Genomic DNA, 15,960 nt, shown 5'->3' on the forward strand with positions numbered 1-15,960 from the left:
TACTCACCAGTGACAAAGAATCCCAGGTTCCACACCTCTTCTCGTCATCCCGGCCAACGAGCCGGGAACCATTCAAAGTACAACTCGAACCGCACAGATATTCAGATATGGCTCAAGATTGCCAACCACATTGTCGGTAGGTAGATCCCGCATCAAGTGCGGGATGACGGAGTGTGGTGACAATACAGTCGTTTGATCACCAGAGACAAAGATCCCCAATTCCACAACTCCTCTCGTCATCCCGGCCAACGAGCCGGGAACCATCCAACGGAGTGAAGAGTTAATATGGTGTCGTGTACTCACCAGTGACAAAGAATCCCCGGTTCCACACCTCTTCTCGTCATCCCGGCCAACGAGCCGGGAACCATCCAACGGAGTGAAGAGTTAATATGGTGTCGTGTACTCACCAGTGACAAAGAATCCCCAATTCCACAACTCTTCTCGTCATCCCGGTCAACGAGCCGGGAACCATTCAAAGTACAACTCGAACCGCACAGATATTCAGATATGGCTCAAGATTGCCAACCACATTGTCGGTAGGTAGATCCCGCATCAGTGCGGGATGACGGAGTGTGGTGTAAATACGGTCGTTTGATCACCAGAGACAAAGATCCCCAATTCCTCTCGTCATCCCGGCCAGCGAGCCGGGAACCATCCAACGGAGTGAAGAGTTAATATGGTGTCGTGTACTCACCAGTGACAAAGAATCCCCGGTTCCACACCTCCTCTCGTCATCCCGGCCAACGAGCCGGGAACCATCCAACGGAGTGAAGAGTTAATATGGTGTCGTGTACTCACCAGAGACAAAGATCCCCAATTCCACACCTCTTCTCGTCATCCCGGCCAACGAGCCGGGAACCATTCAACGGAGTGAAGAGTTAATATGGTGTCGCTTACTCACCAGTGACAAAACTCCCCAATTCCACACCTCCTCTCGTCATCCCGGCCAACGAGCCGGGAACCATTCAAAGTACAACTCGAGCCGCACAGATTTTCAGATATGGCTCTAACTTTGCCAAACCGAGTCGCCGGCAAGTAGATCCCGCATCAAGTGCGGGATGACGGAGTGTGGTGTAAATACGGTCGTTTGATCACCAGTGCCAAAGAACAACCCCCGGTTCCACACAGCCTGATAGCCGCTTCCCTATCAAATCCGGAAAAAGAGATATTTAAAAAACAATCGCTGGCTATATTCGAAGGGCTGAACAGCCCAGCACTTGGATTTGGTGAAAAACATGCCGGCCAATACCTGTCGGAGTTTACTGAACATGCTCTCTGTTCAGTCTACTTCTGCCTGAGCCAGAACAAGCTACCCTCTACACTCAACCAGGCTTTTTTACCGCCCGCTTCGAGGTAGTAATCGACTTCCTCTTCACTGCCAGGAGAATAGGTATCCAGATAAGGTTTTGCTTTTTTCTGCCCCGTAGCAACCATCTGAAAATGGCTGTTATAGTCTTTCAGTGCTCTTTTGGCCTCACGGCTATGTGCAGAGTCACCTTCGGTAGCATACAGCATCAGCGCATGAGCGGCCTGAGTAAAGGTAGAGCATTCACTGAACTGGCCAAGATAGTCTCTAAGCTGTGCCCAGTCTTTCATCACAATCAGGCAATTGAGTAATAAATAGCGATTTCCCTGGTTATCATTTGGGTTGAGTTGCAATAAATCCTGAAGCTCTTTTGCTGCCTTATCTGCATGCCCGTAAGACAAATTTAAATGCGCCCGCTTAGCCCGTAACATCATATAGGGCCGGGTTTCGTGCATTTTCCAGAATACCCCCATGTTTTCGGTCACGAAATCCGGGGTGATCATATTGGCCTCAAACTTTTCAACCAGACCATCAAACTCTGTAATCGCAGCCTCATCGTCACGGTCCAATACTTCTGCCAGCATCTCATTGAATACTTCGTTGGCCTGCTCCAGCATTTCCTCATCGGTAATGCCATATTCGCCCAGTACTTCGACCATATCGTCGGCAAAGCGCATCGCATAAGCGGTGTTTGCAACATAGGTTGGGATCATTCGACGCTGCTTGATTAGCACTTTTTCAAAGTCGCTCTCGCCATCATCAAACTCTTTTTTGGCCTTATCATAACTGGTGAAGCCCCGCAGTACCTCTTTGAGCCATTGTAACTGCTGGCGCTGTTCCGCATTAATATGCTCCATATTAATCCAGGTCAGCGAGCGCAGCATACCCATGCAATAAAGTGGCAGAGGCTTTCCCGCCTGCAAACTTTCTTTCGGATCGGACTTAGACAATACACAGGACTTGGGTAAGGCGTTTTCGTCTCGCATCATTTTGCGCATACAAATAGCCTGAAAGTCCATAACGGCTTCCAAAGGTTTCGTATTGTCGAGCTCATAGTGACCAAATAAGTGCTCTAGCCATTCACTTGGCAAAGGAGGTTGCAAAGCAACACCCAGCCCCATTAAATATCCTTCAATGTAAAGAATATCTGGTTGGAGCTCACTATTTGCCGAGAGGGCTTTAACAGCCTTTTTAATCAACTGAATAGACATAGAAATTTGTTTTTGCATAAGTTTAGAGTGTTATACCGCCCAGCAGCGCGAAGGTAAAGGCATTAACCATTAAATAACAGCTGTTATACAAAAAAAGCGTCTATTCGGTCATTAAGTATGCACTTATGCAGCAATAAAGATGGCTAGCCTTGTATAACCTTGTGAACATTAAAAACAGAAAAAAGAGCAATGCCACACAGGGAGCCTGACATTGCTAAAAAGGCCATCTGAATACAGATGGTTCACATGAGACAGGAATTAACACACACCTGTTTTCAACATGGTGTACATTGAGCTGACCAGGCCACCCGCAATTAGCTTAGTCGCGGGTTCACCCAGCTCAGAGTCATCCAGTTTTTTGATGACTTTTTTATTCAATTTAATCTGCATCCTTAACCTCCAAAAAATCGATATAACACCTGAGCTCACAAATTGTACTGACAAGGCGGTTATAAACACCGACTTGCGCTTATTACCTCTGAGTTCAACTCACTTCAAACACATTAAACAACGCTGTCATTCAAGCAACAAACTTAATGTACCCTAGCAATAACGCTGGGATGTTGCGGGTGTATAACAAGGTCCGTTATAGCTATTAGAACCACCACCAGTGCCGCCCGCAAATTTATATGTAAGCGACTTATTAAGTGCCACATTGTCTAGATTTTTAATGACCTTTTTGTGCAGGTTCAGCGTCATTTTTTTGGTGTTCATTGTTTGTCCTTAGTTATCGTGATGAATAAATTCATGGTTGATGAAATGACATACACAGTGTTTGGCTCAATTTGCATCCTGCTCGCTATACACGCTATGGTTTCACAAAGCTGATGCCACCTCAATTACATGAGGTTACAATATAACCACATTACAGGTACATGAAAAAGCCTGCCGATATTAGATTTTGGTCTTATATCAACCGGGGACAGGACCAGGCACAAAAATCAGAAAATGAAACCAAACTCAAAACAAGTAGTAAAACTGAGGATAACAAGAGGCCTAAAAAAGGCCGCAAACACGGCCCAATATCCACTTAAAAAGTGTGACTAAAATTCAGCTGGCGGGCAATGCCACCAACTGCGCAGCTATTAGTAGTTAACACAAGTCACTGTATCAAGCAGTGCATAACACTGATTCTTTGAGCCGCTATCTTTTTGCACCCACTTAGTGCCACCAGCATAACGTGCAAAAGTAGACTCATCTTCACCACACTTAGTGGTAAAACGCACTGCATCGTCAAAACCATTTACATGGCAGTAGCCATATGCATTGTAGGCACTCGCCCATACATCCAGCTTTACAGAACTATTTGCATAGACGCCTACGTTATCCAGTACTACCTCTGCTGCCACAGAAGAAAACGCACACGTACTCAATGCCGCAGCAATAATCAGCTTTTTCATTTCTTAATCCTTTTACTTATTTTTAGAGTTTAGTAAGCGGGTAATTTGCTACCCAAGCTGATGGTAAAGTGAGCAGATTTAATTTTTGCTGCATAAATATGAATAAAGAGTTACCCACTTTAAAAATGGCCGCTATCCTCGCTACTAATTTAAGCGAGCTTTGCTATGATGTTAAAACACATAGGAGCAACCCATGACACACAAAGGCCACTGGCTCACCAGCAAACAAACACAAAAGCATTTAAAGGTCAGCGGCTGCGAACTAATGCATCGCCGCGAACGTGGTGAACTTAAATTCGAAAAGCGTGGCAGGGCTTACTATTACTATTTTGAACATGTCGACCTCTCTCAGCTTTCCTGAATACAAGGCACAAATCAAAGCGCTTAAAACTGGCAAGGTATTGCCCAGCGCCATTTACCTCCACAAGAGTGCGTTAGAATCAGCCCTACCTGCCCCATTAAAAAATTTGGTGTTTGAGGCGATTGAATTCCTTCAGTTAGATCAGCCCTGGAATGTGCTCAAGCTCTTTAAACGAGACTTTAAGTTCACCTTGTTACATTATCCAGACTTTGAGCGCTACGCTTATCCGGCACTATGTGCCAGCACAACGGTAGATGTCATAGCACAATCCGTAAAATGCACCGACTATACCAAGTCTGCAAACCCACCTATTTTGCACCGTAAGGAAACCTTTGTGCTTCCATCGCACCCTGATGTTGACACATTCAAAGCCATCACTATGGAAGGTGAAGCCATTGGCCTGTATGAAAACACCAAAACTATTGGCTTTAAGCAGCAATGGGAAAAACTCATAAAGCGAAAAGGCTATAAGCTGGACGAGCAAGGAAGACTTCAAGCAATTCAAGAGCCAAAAGAATGTGCAGAGCAAGCGTCCAAAACCCCTACAAATGGCATTCAGCGCCACCTAACCGCAATTAACCGAGATCGCTTATCAGCTCCTTTCCAAAAACTAGCCAAATTTGGCTATTTAACTGGCGATCACAGCATCTTAGATTTCGGCAGCGGCCTTGGTGATGATGCAGCTGAGCTCGAAGCACATGGCCTAAACATTAACGCCTGGGACCCGGTTCACCGGCCAAATGGCAACAAAGTACAAAGCGATATTGTAAACTTGGGCTTTGTTTTAAATGTGATTGAAGACTACCCTGAGCGGGTAGATACCCTGCGCCAAGCCTTTGAGCATTGTAACAAACTCCTTGTTGTGTCTGTGATGCTGACCAATTCCTCGGTGCTTGAACAGTTCAAGCCTTTTAAGGATGGTGTGATCACCAAACGCAATACCTTTCAAAAGTACTACAGCCAAGCGCAGATCCGCGAGTTTATAGAAGACACTTTGCGCGTAAAAACAACGCCCTTTGGCCAAGGGATCATCGCGGTATTCAAATGCCCGGAGCTTGAAGAACAACATCATGCGGAGCTACAATTTCAAAGCCATAACTGGCAGCATATTACCCAGCGCCCGGCCCTAAAGAGCTTACCCACCGCAGCAAAGCAATCTCTGTTTGAAAAACACCAGCCGTTATTCGAAGAGTTTTGGCAGCACTGCCTACACTATGGCCGCATACCAGCGAACGAAGAGTTTGAACAAAGCGAAGCACTGCGCGCACTTATAGGCAGTCACAACAAAGCCTTTGCACTATTGCAATCTCAGTACGACCAACAAGATATGGCGCTTGCCAAAGACAAACGCAAGCAAGATGTCCTTGTGTACATTGCACTGAGCTTGTTTGGTAAACGCCAGGCCAAAAGCCACTTACCGACTCAATTAATGCGAGACATTAAAAGCCATTTCGAGAGTTTTAACCAGGCAATTGACGCAGCCAAAGCACTACTCTTTTCAGTATCTGACACACACCAAATAGGACAAGCCTGTCATGATGCCTATACAGAGCTGCAATTAGGCGAACTCATTGATAGCCATAGTTATATTTTGCCACGAAGCCGCTTAAACCAACTGCCCGCCATCTTGCGCGTGTATGTTGGCTGCGCCGCCCTGCTGTACGGCGATTTAGACGACATAGACCTCATTAAAATCCACATGCGCTCGGGCAAAGTCACCCTACTTAAGTACGACGACTACAGCAAAAAACTCCCGCTACTCACAGAGCGCATTAAAGTAAAACTACTAGAGCAAGATATAGACTACTTTAACTACGGCACCGACTATCCGCTGCAACCTTTGTACAACAAAATTGACTTTATGACACCAGGCACCAAAGAGCACAAAGCCCAACAACGCTTTGATAAAAAACTAGCAGATATGCTCAAAGGCGTACCAAAAGCAGAATGGCCCAACTGGGACATTCTGCAAAAAGTGTTTGAGTATTGGGGGGTTGAATTAAAAACTGGCAAATTTTATATGAGATCAAGCTCAACATCATAAATCGGGATGTTGTTTTTGGTAACACCGATTTCTCTGTCAATCATTATCTCAGCCAGTGTTTGTCCATCAATTAATACAATAGGTACGCAACCTCTTTTAAACGCAATTTCTTGCGCTTCTTGGGTGAATTCACTCGTAGTAATGAAAATACCCTGCTGATATTCTCCTTGAATATCGCCACGAAACTGAGAGATATCAGGTCGTGATACCTTGTTTCCCCGTTTGTACCTTTTACACTGTGCAGCGACATGCAGCTGTGAAATACCCACCTCAAGATACCCGTGCACATCGATGCCACCATCACGTCCACGCTGTGTGACAACCATATCTTCAAACCCATAGCGGGTAAGAAAACGCTGGCAAAATGATTCAAAATCATCAGGCTCGAGGCTATATAAACGTTCAAGAATTTGATTTATGGTATTTTGGCGCAAGTTTTTAGCTAATTGCTGAACGAGTAAGAGGTTGTCCACTGGACTTTCAGAAATTAGATTATCAAGACTAGGTTTCATCCGGTACTCTAAAAGCGAGTAAAACCCATTGTCATCCTTTGAAAAAACTTTATCTTTTGCAGCAGCTGACCAGTTGGTTTCTTCGCAATGACGCTCAATCTGCACCCTGAGCACTGACAAAGGATCTTTAGCACCGAATTGATACAAAGAACGCTCGAGGATTTTTCCATAAATTTGCTTCAGGTTTGCTGGTCTGTCAATAAGCTGCAACGCAATTTTTGCAGCTTCTACAATTGTGGGCTTAGTCATATTCTGACTTGTTCAATCCTTTCTATAATTTCTTGAATCGGAAGCGACTCCGTCATACATCCCCATGATATCCTGATCGCCCCATCAATGCGACTCTTGTTTAAGCCCATTGCAGTCAACACATGTGACGGCGTATAGCTACTTGATGTACAAGCAGATCCGTTGGAGACAGCAGCAACTCCTTTCAGCATCACCATGGCAGCCTCCGAACTAACGTTTGGTACAGAGAAGTTGAGTACAAAAGGCGAAGTGTGCTCACCATTGTACTCAGTACCGAGTTTATCAAGTTCAGCTTTGAGTTGGCTTTTCAGCTGTTGCGCTTGTAGTTGCCACTGCTCTGCATTTTTGATTGCAATTTCACACGCTAAACCAAATCCAGCTATCAAAGGCACAGGCAAAGTCCCTGGGCGGAGCCCTTTCTCTTGCCCACCGCCATACTGTATTGGCTTTAGTGGGGGTTTTAAAAAACCTCTCTTGCGCGCTATTAATGCACCAACACCTTTTGGAGCATAAACTTTGTGCCCACTTGCACTGATCAAATCGATGCGTTCGTGGTTCAAGTCATCACTCAACTTGCCGAAACTTTGCGCTGCATCAACATGAAAGTAAGCTTCATGCTCGCTTAGTACTTCACTAAGCGCTTTAATAGGCTGAATACAACCGGTTTCATTGTTTACATGCATGATGGATACAAGAACTGTATCTGCTCTCAATAGTGATTTGAGTTCATCTGGGTCAACTTGACCACTTTCACCAACCTTCAAATAGCTGACCTCAAAACCACAATTAACTAGATACTCAACAGGCTCAAGCACTGCTTTATGCTCAATCCGTGTAGTAATAATATGTTTTTTGTTGTGCTCTTCCGCAAACTCTCTTAACCCCAAAATTGCGATATTATTACTCTCAGTTGCACCGCTTGTGAATATAACTTCAGACTTGTCGGCAGCTACCACCTCTGCAACTTGTTTACGAGCTGCTTCTACAGCTTGTTTAGCTTTTACACCAAATTCGTGAGTTCGGCTACCAGCATTGCCATACTCTTCTACCATCAGCTTGTAGACCAAATCAGCCACTTCTTTTAAAACTGGGGATGTTGCACTGAAGTCAAGGTAAGTAGACAAGTTGGCTCCTTTTAGATTTTAAGCGAGACTTTACATCAAATTTGATTTATCATGGTCAATTATTTTTGTACGTACGTACAATAAATTTAAACGTACGAACTTTAGAATTGTGTTATGAATCAGATTATATCTGGAATTTCGTTTCCAGCAATACGCGGTACACAAGCAGAGAAAGAGTATTTCGCTGTCATGTGCCCGCTAAAAAGGCTAAAGCGAATATTTACATTCGATGAAACAGAGCTTCTCCCAGAAGACAGAGCGCAAAGAAGCCTTAATCCTAACAGAATCCCACAGATCAGTAACTACATACATGAAAATAGAAGTAGTTACACTTTTTCTTCATTGACAGCCTGTATCTCGGGGAAATGCACCTTTCTTCCCACGGAACATAGCGGTCCAGGAAAGAACATAGGAACATTATTAGTCGATGAAGACGCAGAGTTTTACATCACTGATGGTCAACATCGAACAGCGGCGATTAAAGATGCGCTAGAAAGAGATCCTTCTTTGGGGAATGAACATATTTCTGTAGTTTTTTATATAGGGAAAACACTTGAGCAAAGACAAAAGATTTTCCGAGACCTCAACTTTTTTCCTGTTAAGACCGGTAGAGGTTACGGTGTTCTTTTTGGTAATTCACCTGAGGAAGTGCTAACGAATGAAGTCGCAAAACAGTGCCGTTTTTTTAACGGTATTATCAGTTTTGAAGAAGGTAACTTAGGACCTCGTTCCTCCAAGCTTTTTAAGCATAGCTCCCTTCACGCAGCCAACCTTGAGCTATGTCCTAATGTAAACGAAGAAAACCTTAAGCAATGCATTAACGAAGCAGTTCAATACTGGGACTGTGTTGCGGAAAACTTAAATACTTGGTACTTGGCAAAAAACCACGAGTTACCAGCAAAAGACCGAAAAGAGTATGTAAACTTCTCCGCTATTGTTCTCAAATGCCTTGGCATCATAGGGAATCAGCTACTTGAACAAAAAAGCTATAAACGAGTTATTAAGAAGCTAAAGCAAATTGATTGGCGACGAACAAATAAACAGAACTGGGAAGGACGTTGCATTAATCAAGGTCGTATGATGCATAACAATGCTGCAGCACTGCTCACTGTTGCCACGATCAAAAACCATCTTGAGTTGCCGCTAACTCCGAAAGAAAAAGCGGAAGAAACTAAATTCAAAGGGGCAAACAATGACTGATAATGTAGTACAGTCACAGTCTGCTTTTGCTGGCGGGCTTAAACAGGCCATTAGGCAAAGTATTGACCATATTAAAATGCTTTACATGAGCGACAGTATTCCATGGGTACTTGGTTACAGTGGTGGTAAAGACTCAACAGCTATTTTGCAATTAGTTTGGTATGCCCTGCAAGAGCTAAAAGACGAAAGCAAAGCAAACAAAAAAGTACATGTAATTAGCACAGATACTCTAGTTGAAAACCCAATTGTTGCTTTGTGGGTTGAGAAATCACTCGATAGAATGAAAACGTCTGCCGATGAACAACAATTACCAATCGTGCCACACCGCTTAACGCCAGAAATCAAAGATCGATTTTGGGTTAACTTGATTGGTAAAGGCTACCCCGCCCCACGTATGAAGTTTCGTTGGTGTACTGACCGTTTAAAAATATCGCCATCAAACACTTTTATTCAAAACCTTGCTAACAAGAGTGGAGAAGCCATTTTAGTACTAGGTACACGTAAGGCAGAAAGTACAGCGCGTGCCGCTGTGATGGAAAAATACGAAAACTCAGCCACCAATACCCGTAAAGCGCTTGGCTTGACCGAAAACGGTTCGTTAGACCGAGTTTGGGTATACACACCTATTTCAACATGGAGTAACGACGATGTTTGGGTTTACTTAAACAGCATTAAAAACCCATGGAACTTTCCAAATCACGACTTAATGGGTATGTACCAAGGTGCGACAGAAGGCGGTGAATGCCCGCTTGTAGTAGACAAGTCAACGCAAAGTTGTGGCGATAGCCGTTTTGGTTGCTACGTATGCACTATGGTAACCGAAGATAAATCAATGAATGCCATGATCTCAAACGACGAAGAAAAAGAATGGATGTACCCGCTTGTTTCACTTCGTAACGAGCTTGAGATCAATGATAGTAATAAAGACAAAAAGCTCGTAAAGCTGCGCAAAGATCGTGACAACCGTGATTTTAGGCGCATGAATGGCACACTCACCGTGCATGTATCCAAACACGGTGCAGACGTAGTACATGGACCTTACATTCAATCATTCCGTGAACACATGCTTAAAAAAGTACTGGAAGCACAAGTTGCCGTGCAACACATGGGTCCAGCGGAAGTCAAAAACTTAGAGCTACTACCAATTGAAGAGTTAGAAGCCATTCGTAAAATTTGGCTTGAAGATAAACACGAAATTGAAGACAACTTGCCAAAAATATATGAGCAAGTAATTAAAAAGCCATATCCAGGTAAACGCCGTGCGCACCACCCTATTTTAAACAATGACACCTTAAGTAAATTAAAAACTTATTGTGAGCAACATGGCGATAAAGAAGGCTTACTGTATCAGCAAATTCGCGCCACCATGAGCGTTGCAAATAAATACCGCAACCAACTTCGAAGAGCAAAACTGAGCGATGAACTCAATGATGTGCTCGACAAAGGTGCATTCAACAACATGTTTGAAGCAAAAGAATTTGCCCTAGAGCGCGAACGTCATCGTTTACACATTAAGCTAACAAACGATCAAAGCCTCACACCAAAAGAACAAGAAGAAATTAAAGACAAGATCCAAATGATCACCAAGTGTATTAAACAAAAAGGTTATAGCTCCCTCCCACCAGTTGACGTAGTGGAGGTAGATTAATGTTATTGCAGTCTCTTACATTACATAACTTTGGTATTTACAAAGGCACTCACACGGTTGATTTATCTGTTTCAAACTATAAACCCGTTATACTTTTTGGCGGCTTAAATGGTGGTGGTAAAACCACGTTTTTAGATGCGTTACAGCTCGTTCTTTACGGCAAACATGCCAAATGCTCTAACCGAGGAAATCTAGCCTATGGTACATACCTAGCCAATACACTGAACCGTTACGTCGCTAAATCTGAGCAAGTATCATTAGAGCTGACATTCAGCCACACCACAGACACAGAGGCACAAAAATTTACTGTTCGCCGCGAGTGGAAAGTAGCAAAGCAGGTTGAAAACTCAAAAGACAAAGTTACAGTAAGCTGCAATGGCGAACACGACCAATATATCAGCGAACACTGGGATGAATTTGTAAACGAATTTATTCCTATGTCACTTTCTGATTTATTCTTTTTCGATGGTGAAAAAATAGAAAACCTCGCCCACCCAGAGCGCAGTAATGAGCTAATCAAAACAGGCATAGAAAGCCTACTAGGGTTAGATTTGCTCAGTCAATTACACCTAGATTTGAATAACATTGAGCGCAAACGCAAAGCAGAAAATCTAGATACCGGCGTAATTGAAAAGGTCGAAACTTGTGAAGCTGAGATAGAAACCAATAACAGTATTATTGAAGAGTTAAGCGTTGAGCTAGCCAAGCTACAAAACCAGCAAGGTAAGACCAATATTGATATTAACAAAGCAAGGCAAAAAGTGCGTGATTCAGGCGCACACCTGATTGAAGAGCGCGATCAAATCAGCTTTGAACTCGGTGCCATTGCACAAAAGTTAAAAGACAATCAACAACAACGCGTCAAGCTTGATTCCGGCATTGGTCCGCTTGGTTTAATTAGGCCGCTACTTAAACAAACACAAAGACAAGCGGAATTAGAAGAACAAGCAAGCGAAGCCTGCGCGCTTAATAAGGCCATTGAAAGCTACGAATCTACTTTACTAAAATCGCTTGAAGGACAAACTTTGCCAGATGCTACGCGCACTGCTCTTGAAAACTCAATGGCAAGCATGGCTACTGAACGCCAAGCCCTTGCCAATGTTGAAAGCTATGTGGGCTTACCTGGTAATTTGTTTAATGGGCTTGAAGAAAAGCTTGAGGTTGACCAACTAGAGCGCGAGGCTCTTATCAAAGAGCGTGAACTACTGCTTGAGAAAAAGGCTCTGTTCGAGAAAAAGGAAGAATCAATCCCAGATTACGAAACCGTAAAACACGTACTGAGCGAACTGGCACAATTTGAAGCTGAGTTTAAAAACGCGCAAACACTGATTAAAGCCAAATCAGCTGAACTTGAACAAGTGCAAGCAAAACACGCCGTGCTAAACCAGCGTTACACCAACCTTCTTACACAACAAAGTAAAGACACCTTTGAGCAAAAACGTTCACTCCAAGTGGTTGACCATATTGATAAGTTAAAGAAGACCATGCAAGGTTTTGCTAAAAGCTTAATAAAAGAAAATATCGAACTACTACAAGACAAAATTACTGAAAAATTTATTGCCCTTACTCGTAAAGATCAGTTAATCAGTGGCGTACATATCTGCCCTACAAGCTTTTCACTTACGCTTCTTGCACAAACCGGTGAAGAACTCTCCCCCAGCCGGCTTTCAGCAGGTGAACGCCAGCTCCTTGCGATTGCTATTTTATGGGGGCTTTCAGAAGCGTCGGGTAAGGAATTACCAACCGTTATCGACACTCCACTTGGGCGATTAGACGGCAAACATCGTACCCGCTTAATTGAAGGCTACTTCCCGTTTGCAGCAAACCAAGTGCTGCTACTTTCTACCGATGAAGAAATCATGGGTGATTACTACAGTAAGCTCAAACCTGCCATCAGCCGCGAATACCACATTAGCTATAATGAGCAGGCAACGACTTCGACTATTTCAGAAGGGTATTTTTAATGTTACACACTATCGACACCATCAAACTTTCTGAAAAACAAAAGCAACAGCTCATTCGTCTAAAAAGCAAAACAGGTATCGAAAATTGGAATGTACTGTGCCGTTGGGCACTGTGCATGTCACTAGCGGAAAAGTCAGCACCACCATTTGAAGAAATCCCGAGTGACAGCAATGTTGAGATGACGTGGAAAGTATTTGCTGGCGAATATGCCGATGTGTATTTAGCAGTGCTCAGAGAAGCTTATCAAAAACAAAGTGCACACCTTTCTCCTGTGCACTTCACTGACTTTGCTAGGTTACACCTAAATCGAGGTATAAGTTACCTAGACATGAAATGGGTCTTGTAGTTCGCTTCTCTTTACGTAACGCCCTGCCCTTGAGTCATGCTTTTTACATACAACTTTCATGCTCACGGGCGTTATAGCTTTGGAGCTCCCCAGGTTAGAGCAAACTGTAAGCTCGGAATTTTCAATTGAATTACCGCACCCTGGAACTTCGCATTTACGCTTAAGCCCCAGGGTTCGAATTACCCAATAGTAGAAACTATTAGGAAAAAGTTGATTGCGGCCCGTTACTTTTGTGCCTGTGCTGTAACCTGTAATATGATTGCTTTTGACTTTATTAGCCCATCCACATATCAATCGGTAATTATCAATTTCATCTACACCACCTAGTGAGAATGGATGCAAGTGATCTACTTCTATTGACAAATCTCTGCTTTTCGTTCCTATAGGCCGGTATTTGTCGATATATACAGGTAAGTCAAAATTTACTTTATCTTCTTGTTTCGCAGTAAAGTTATATATTGCTTCATCTGTAAATTTCACTCCTGTTAACCAGCACCTAGGTTCTGGGCCGTAAATAGCAAGTAAGTCTTCTTTCATATTCTTTGAAATGGATTTACGCCGTTTTGAATCCGAAATTAAAAACTTAATTCTTTCTTCAACCATCTCGCTGACCAGCCGAGCTATAGATAACTTATCATCTGAATCTTTTTGACCACCAACAAGAATATCCACGCTTTCCTTGACACTTTCGTAAATTTTGAAGAAGTTAATATCTTCCTCAAAGAAACGGCTATCAACAAATTGGTCAACTATCCATTTAAACCACTCTCTAGAGATATCCCCTTGCAATATATCCACTCGAGGACCGATGAGATAATCAGGCGTTTTCAGTGCAGATAGTTCCTTTTGAATACTCATGTCCCAGTTGTTATTTGGCTGGCATATTGAGCCTTTCAATTGCTTCTCAACAATTAGATTCATGACTTTCTCGGATTTCTAAATGTTCTAGCTTGAGGTAATTGATCTGGACTTTCCCGATACTCTGCCCAGTTTTCGGACCATCTCGCACGTATACCAGGGCTATCCTTCTTAATTCCTGACAGCTCCCACTCTTGATCAAAATACTGCCTATTTACGTCTTCCAACCAATCATCGACTAATTCCGGTATGTCTTCTGCATTGTTAATAGTGACTTTTTTTGTTACCAAATACTTAAAAAAGTCTGAGGCCAAAATAGTTAGTGATATTTTATTAAATATATTTGATTTTCTTGGATTTCCCCAAAAATTATTCCTGCTGGGGTTTGTATCTTGTGCAAACTCTTGTTTTATTTTCACCCAAAACTGTATGAACACTTCTTGCCATGGCCCTTGAAGGGCACTCCACTCTTTGTAAGCATCCAGCAAACCATTGCTCTCAATCAGGTCACTCGACTCTAGAAACTTTTCCTTCCAACGTTTAGCATAATCATTCTTTGCATGAAATAATTTTCCTCCCTTCAACTCTCTAAAAATCTGAATTAAAGATCCCATAACATTCCACTGAAGAAGATCTTTTTGATCACTCGAAGTCCCTCTTTCAACAAGTCCGCAGAATGGACTTTGAGGATTCCTCGCAGCCCAAGTAATTGCTCGAGCATCTTCAAGCGCGATCCCAGAGTCAAGGAGTCTATCATTTACGTCCTCCATTTCAGAAGTGGTCAGTGTAGTCGATATGATTGTTCCCAATAAAGACTTTCCTATCGGTGTCGCCTTTTGGTTTATGACTACAAATTGAAAGACTTGTTCTTTTGGCTCATCCTCCATTAGCAAAGAAACAGGGAGCTCCCTGGAATATTTTTGCTTCAGCTGATTAAACACTTGATCTGCTTCTATACCACTTTCAAGTAGCTGTATGCCTTCATGCTTATTCTCATTTGCTTTTTCTTCTGCTGCTATCACAGCTCCTTTTAATCTATGTTGGCCGTCGACTAAAGTTACTGGCAATAGAAAGGACATTAACGACGCTCTATCGAAACCAAGAAATTTGTCACCTTCAATGTTTTCACTGCCCAGCTCTTTTATAAGCTCATGTCTTATTGCGACGTCTTCAAGAAAGTCGTTCAAATGGCTTTCTTCATAAATTGCAGCTTCAATATCCTCTTCAGCTTCCAACTCTAACTCATCACCGGGTTCATTATCACTCTCCAAACCGATTTGAGACTTTAATTCCAAGTATTTTGGAGAGGACTTGTTAACATCAAAGCCACCAACCCTTGACTCGAGAGAACTTCTTAAAAGGGCAAATAACGTCTCCCAGCTAGAACTATAGAAGTCAGGGAACTCAATTATTACCTGTCCGGTATTTCCTTCTCGTACATTTGGAATAAAATCAACACTACAACCTTCCAACTTTCTAAGGCTACATATTAAATTATTTTGAACCACATTATCTTTATTCTTATAGAAGTTGCTAAGCTGTCTCAATCGAGAAGGGCTTTCTGACCTCTGAAACCCTGTTGTTTCGGCCGCTCCAGGATCGAGGGTTTTCTTTTGAGGAATACCAGCCCACTTTTCTATATCAACGGCCTTGGCCCCAAATAAAATTAAAGGTTTACTTTCTTTTGTTTGTACGACCTTAATAGCATCGTACTCAAATTTAACTTTATTCAAACT

General features: G+C 42.9%; 14 protein-coding genes. 6 read left to right on the forward strand and 8 right to left on the reverse strand.

Going from position 1 to position 15,960, the window contains the following annotated elements:
- Positions 1-1,284 precede the first annotated feature (1,284 nt).
- The 4 genes from NH568_RS13945 to NH568_RS13955 form a co-directional block, all read right to left on the reverse strand.
- Positions 1,285-2,517, reverse strand: a complete 1,233-nt coding sequence (locus tag NH568_RS13945) for a hypothetical protein (RefSeq protein WP_253048248.1) — start codon at positions 2,515-2,517, stop codon at positions 1,285-1,287.
- 258 nt (positions 2,518-2,775) lie between these two features.
- Positions 2,776-2,907: a hypothetical protein gene (locus NH568_RS24000; RefSeq protein WP_268795181.1), complete on the reverse strand. Its 132-nt coding sequence runs from the start codon at positions 2,905-2,907 to the stop codon at positions 2,776-2,778.
- Positions 2,908-3,060: 153 nt separating this feature from the next.
- Positions 3,061-3,231 carry a hypothetical protein gene (locus NH568_RS13950; RefSeq protein ID WP_253048251.1) on the reverse strand — a complete coding sequence of 57 codons (171 nt, stop codon included), beginning with the start codon at positions 3,229-3,231 and terminating at the stop codon, positions 3,061-3,063.
- 371 nt (positions 3,232-3,602) lie between these two features.
- Positions 3,603-3,917: a hypothetical protein gene (locus tag NH568_RS13955; protein ID WP_253048252.1), complete on the reverse strand. Its 315-nt coding sequence runs from the start codon at positions 3,915-3,917 to the stop codon at positions 3,603-3,605.
- A gap of 193 nt (positions 3,918-4,110) precedes the next feature.
- Here NH568_RS13955 and NH568_RS13960 point away from each other — a divergent pair, with 193 nt between their 5' ends.
- Positions 4,111-4,278, forward strand: a complete 168-nt coding sequence (locus NH568_RS13960) for a hypothetical protein (RefSeq protein ID WP_253048253.1) — start codon at positions 4,111-4,113, stop codon at positions 4,276-4,278.
- Positions 4,253-6,322 carry a DNA phosphorothioation-associated putative methyltransferase gene (locus NH568_RS13965; protein WP_253048254.1) on the forward strand — a complete coding sequence of 690 codons (2,070 nt, stop codon included), beginning with the start codon at positions 4,253-4,255 and terminating at the stop codon, positions 6,320-6,322. The genes NH568_RS13960 and NH568_RS13965 overlap by 26 nt, the downstream gene beginning before the upstream one ends.
- Here the strand turns inward: NH568_RS13965 and NH568_RS13970 are convergent.
- Together NH568_RS13970 and dndA are read right to left on the reverse strand one after the other, a co-directional pair.
- The gene (locus NH568_RS13970) at positions 6,295-7,083 is read right to left on the reverse strand and encodes a restriction endonuclease (RefSeq protein ID WP_253048255.1); all 789 of its coding nucleotides are present in this window, start codon (positions 7,081-7,083) and stop codon (positions 6,295-6,297) included. The two genes, NH568_RS13965 and NH568_RS13970, sit on opposite strands and share 28 nt — an antisense overlap.
- Positions 7,080-8,207, reverse strand: coding sequence for a cysteine desulfurase DndA (gene dndA / locus NH568_RS13975; RefSeq protein WP_253048256.1), 1,128 nt, complete (start codon positions 8,205-8,207; stop codon positions 7,080-7,082). Before dndA ends, NH568_RS13970 begins: the two co-directional genes overlap by 4 nt.
- 114 nt (positions 8,208-8,321) lie before the next feature.
- Between dndA and dndB the strand changes: the two genes are divergently transcribed.
- Genes dndB through dndE form a run of 4 tightly spaced genes read left to right on the forward strand, consistent with a single transcriptional unit; the run spans position 8,322 to position 13,366 of the window.
- Positions 8,322-9,407 (forward strand): DNA sulfur modification protein DndB, encoded by a 1,086-nt coding sequence (gene dndB, locus NH568_RS13980; protein ID WP_253048257.1) that lies wholly within the window; start codon positions 8,322-8,324, stop codon positions 9,405-9,407.
- Entirely contained in the window at positions 9,400-11,055 is a 1,656-nt protein-coding gene (gene dndC, locus NH568_RS13985; RefSeq protein ID WP_253048258.1) for a DNA phosphorothioation system sulfurtransferase DndC, read from the forward strand. Before dndB ends, dndC begins: the two co-directional genes overlap by 8 nt.
- Positions 11,055-13,019 carry a DNA sulfur modification protein DndD gene (gene dndD, locus NH568_RS13990; RefSeq protein ID WP_253048259.1) on the forward strand — a complete coding sequence of 655 codons (1,965 nt, stop codon included), beginning with the start codon at positions 11,055-11,057 and terminating at the stop codon, positions 13,017-13,019. Before dndC ends, dndD begins: the two co-directional genes overlap by 1 nt.
- On the forward strand, positions 13,019-13,366 hold the full coding sequence (gene dndE / locus NH568_RS13995) for a DNA sulfur modification protein DndE (RefSeq protein ID WP_253048260.1): 348 nt from the start codon (positions 13,019-13,021) through the stop codon (positions 13,364-13,366). Before dndD ends, dndE begins: the two co-directional genes overlap by 1 nt.
- Here the strand turns inward: dndE and NH568_RS14000 are convergent.
- Positions 13,343-14,287 (reverse strand): HNH endonuclease signature motif containing protein, encoded by a 945-nt coding sequence (locus NH568_RS14000; RefSeq protein ID WP_253048261.1) that lies wholly within the window; start codon positions 14,285-14,287, stop codon positions 13,343-13,345. The genes dndE and NH568_RS14000 overlap by 24 nt on opposite strands.
- Positions 14,284-15,957 carry a hypothetical protein gene (locus tag NH568_RS14005; protein ID WP_253048266.1) on the reverse strand — a complete coding sequence of 558 codons (1,674 nt, stop codon included), beginning with the start codon at positions 15,955-15,957 and terminating at the stop codon, positions 14,284-14,286. Before NH568_RS14005 ends, NH568_RS14000 begins: the two co-directional genes overlap by 4 nt.
- Between the last annotated feature and the right edge of the window lie 3 nt (positions 15,958-15,960).

The sequence above is a fragment of the Pseudoalteromonas sp. XMcav2-N genome, assembly GCF_024124545.1.
Lineage (GTDB): Bacteria > Pseudomonadota > Gammaproteobacteria > Enterobacterales > Alteromonadaceae > Pseudoalteromonas.

Coding starts and splice junctions, on each gene's coding strand:
- dndB (WP_253048257.1), top strand. CDS start 8,322: ATGAATCAGATTATATCTGGAATTTCGTTTCCAGCAATACGCGGTACA.
- dndE (WP_253048260.1), top strand. CDS start 13,019: ATGTTACACACTATCGACACCATCAAACTTTCTGAAAAACAAAAGCAA.
- NH568_RS13950 (WP_253048251.1), bottom strand. CDS start 3,231: ATGAACACCAAAAAAATGACGCTGAACCTGCACAAAAAGGTCATTAAA.
- NH568_RS13965 (WP_253048254.1), top strand. CDS start 4,253: ATGTCGACCTCTCTCAGCTTTCCTGAATACAAGGCACAAATCAAAGCG.
- NH568_RS13945 (WP_253048248.1), bottom strand. CDS start 2,517: ATGTCTATTCAGTTGATTAAAAAGGCTGTTAAAGCCCTCTCGGCAAAT.
- NH568_RS13955 (WP_253048252.1), bottom strand. CDS start 3,917: ATGAAAAAGCTGATTATTGCTGCGGCATTGAGTACGTGTGCGTTTTCT.
- NH568_RS24000 (WP_268795181.1), bottom strand. CDS start 2,907: ATGCAGATTAAATTGAATAAAAAAGTCATCAAAAAACTGGATGACTCT.
- NH568_RS13970 (WP_253048255.1), bottom strand. CDS start 7,083: ATGACTAAGCCCACAATTGTAGAAGCTGCAAAAATTGCGTTGCAGCTT.
- NH568_RS14000 (WP_253048261.1), bottom strand. CDS start 14,287: ATGAATCTAATTGTTGAGAAGCAATTGAAAGGCTCAATATGCCAGCCA.
- dndD (WP_253048259.1), top strand. CDS start 11,055: ATGTTATTGCAGTCTCTTACATTACATAACTTTGGTATTTACAAAGGC.
- NH568_RS13960 (WP_253048253.1), top strand. CDS start 4,111: ATGACACACAAAGGCCACTGGCTCACCAGCAAACAAACACAAAAGCAT.
- dndC (WP_253048258.1), top strand. CDS start 9,400: ATGACTGATAATGTAGTACAGTCACAGTCTGCTTTTGCTGGCGGGCTT.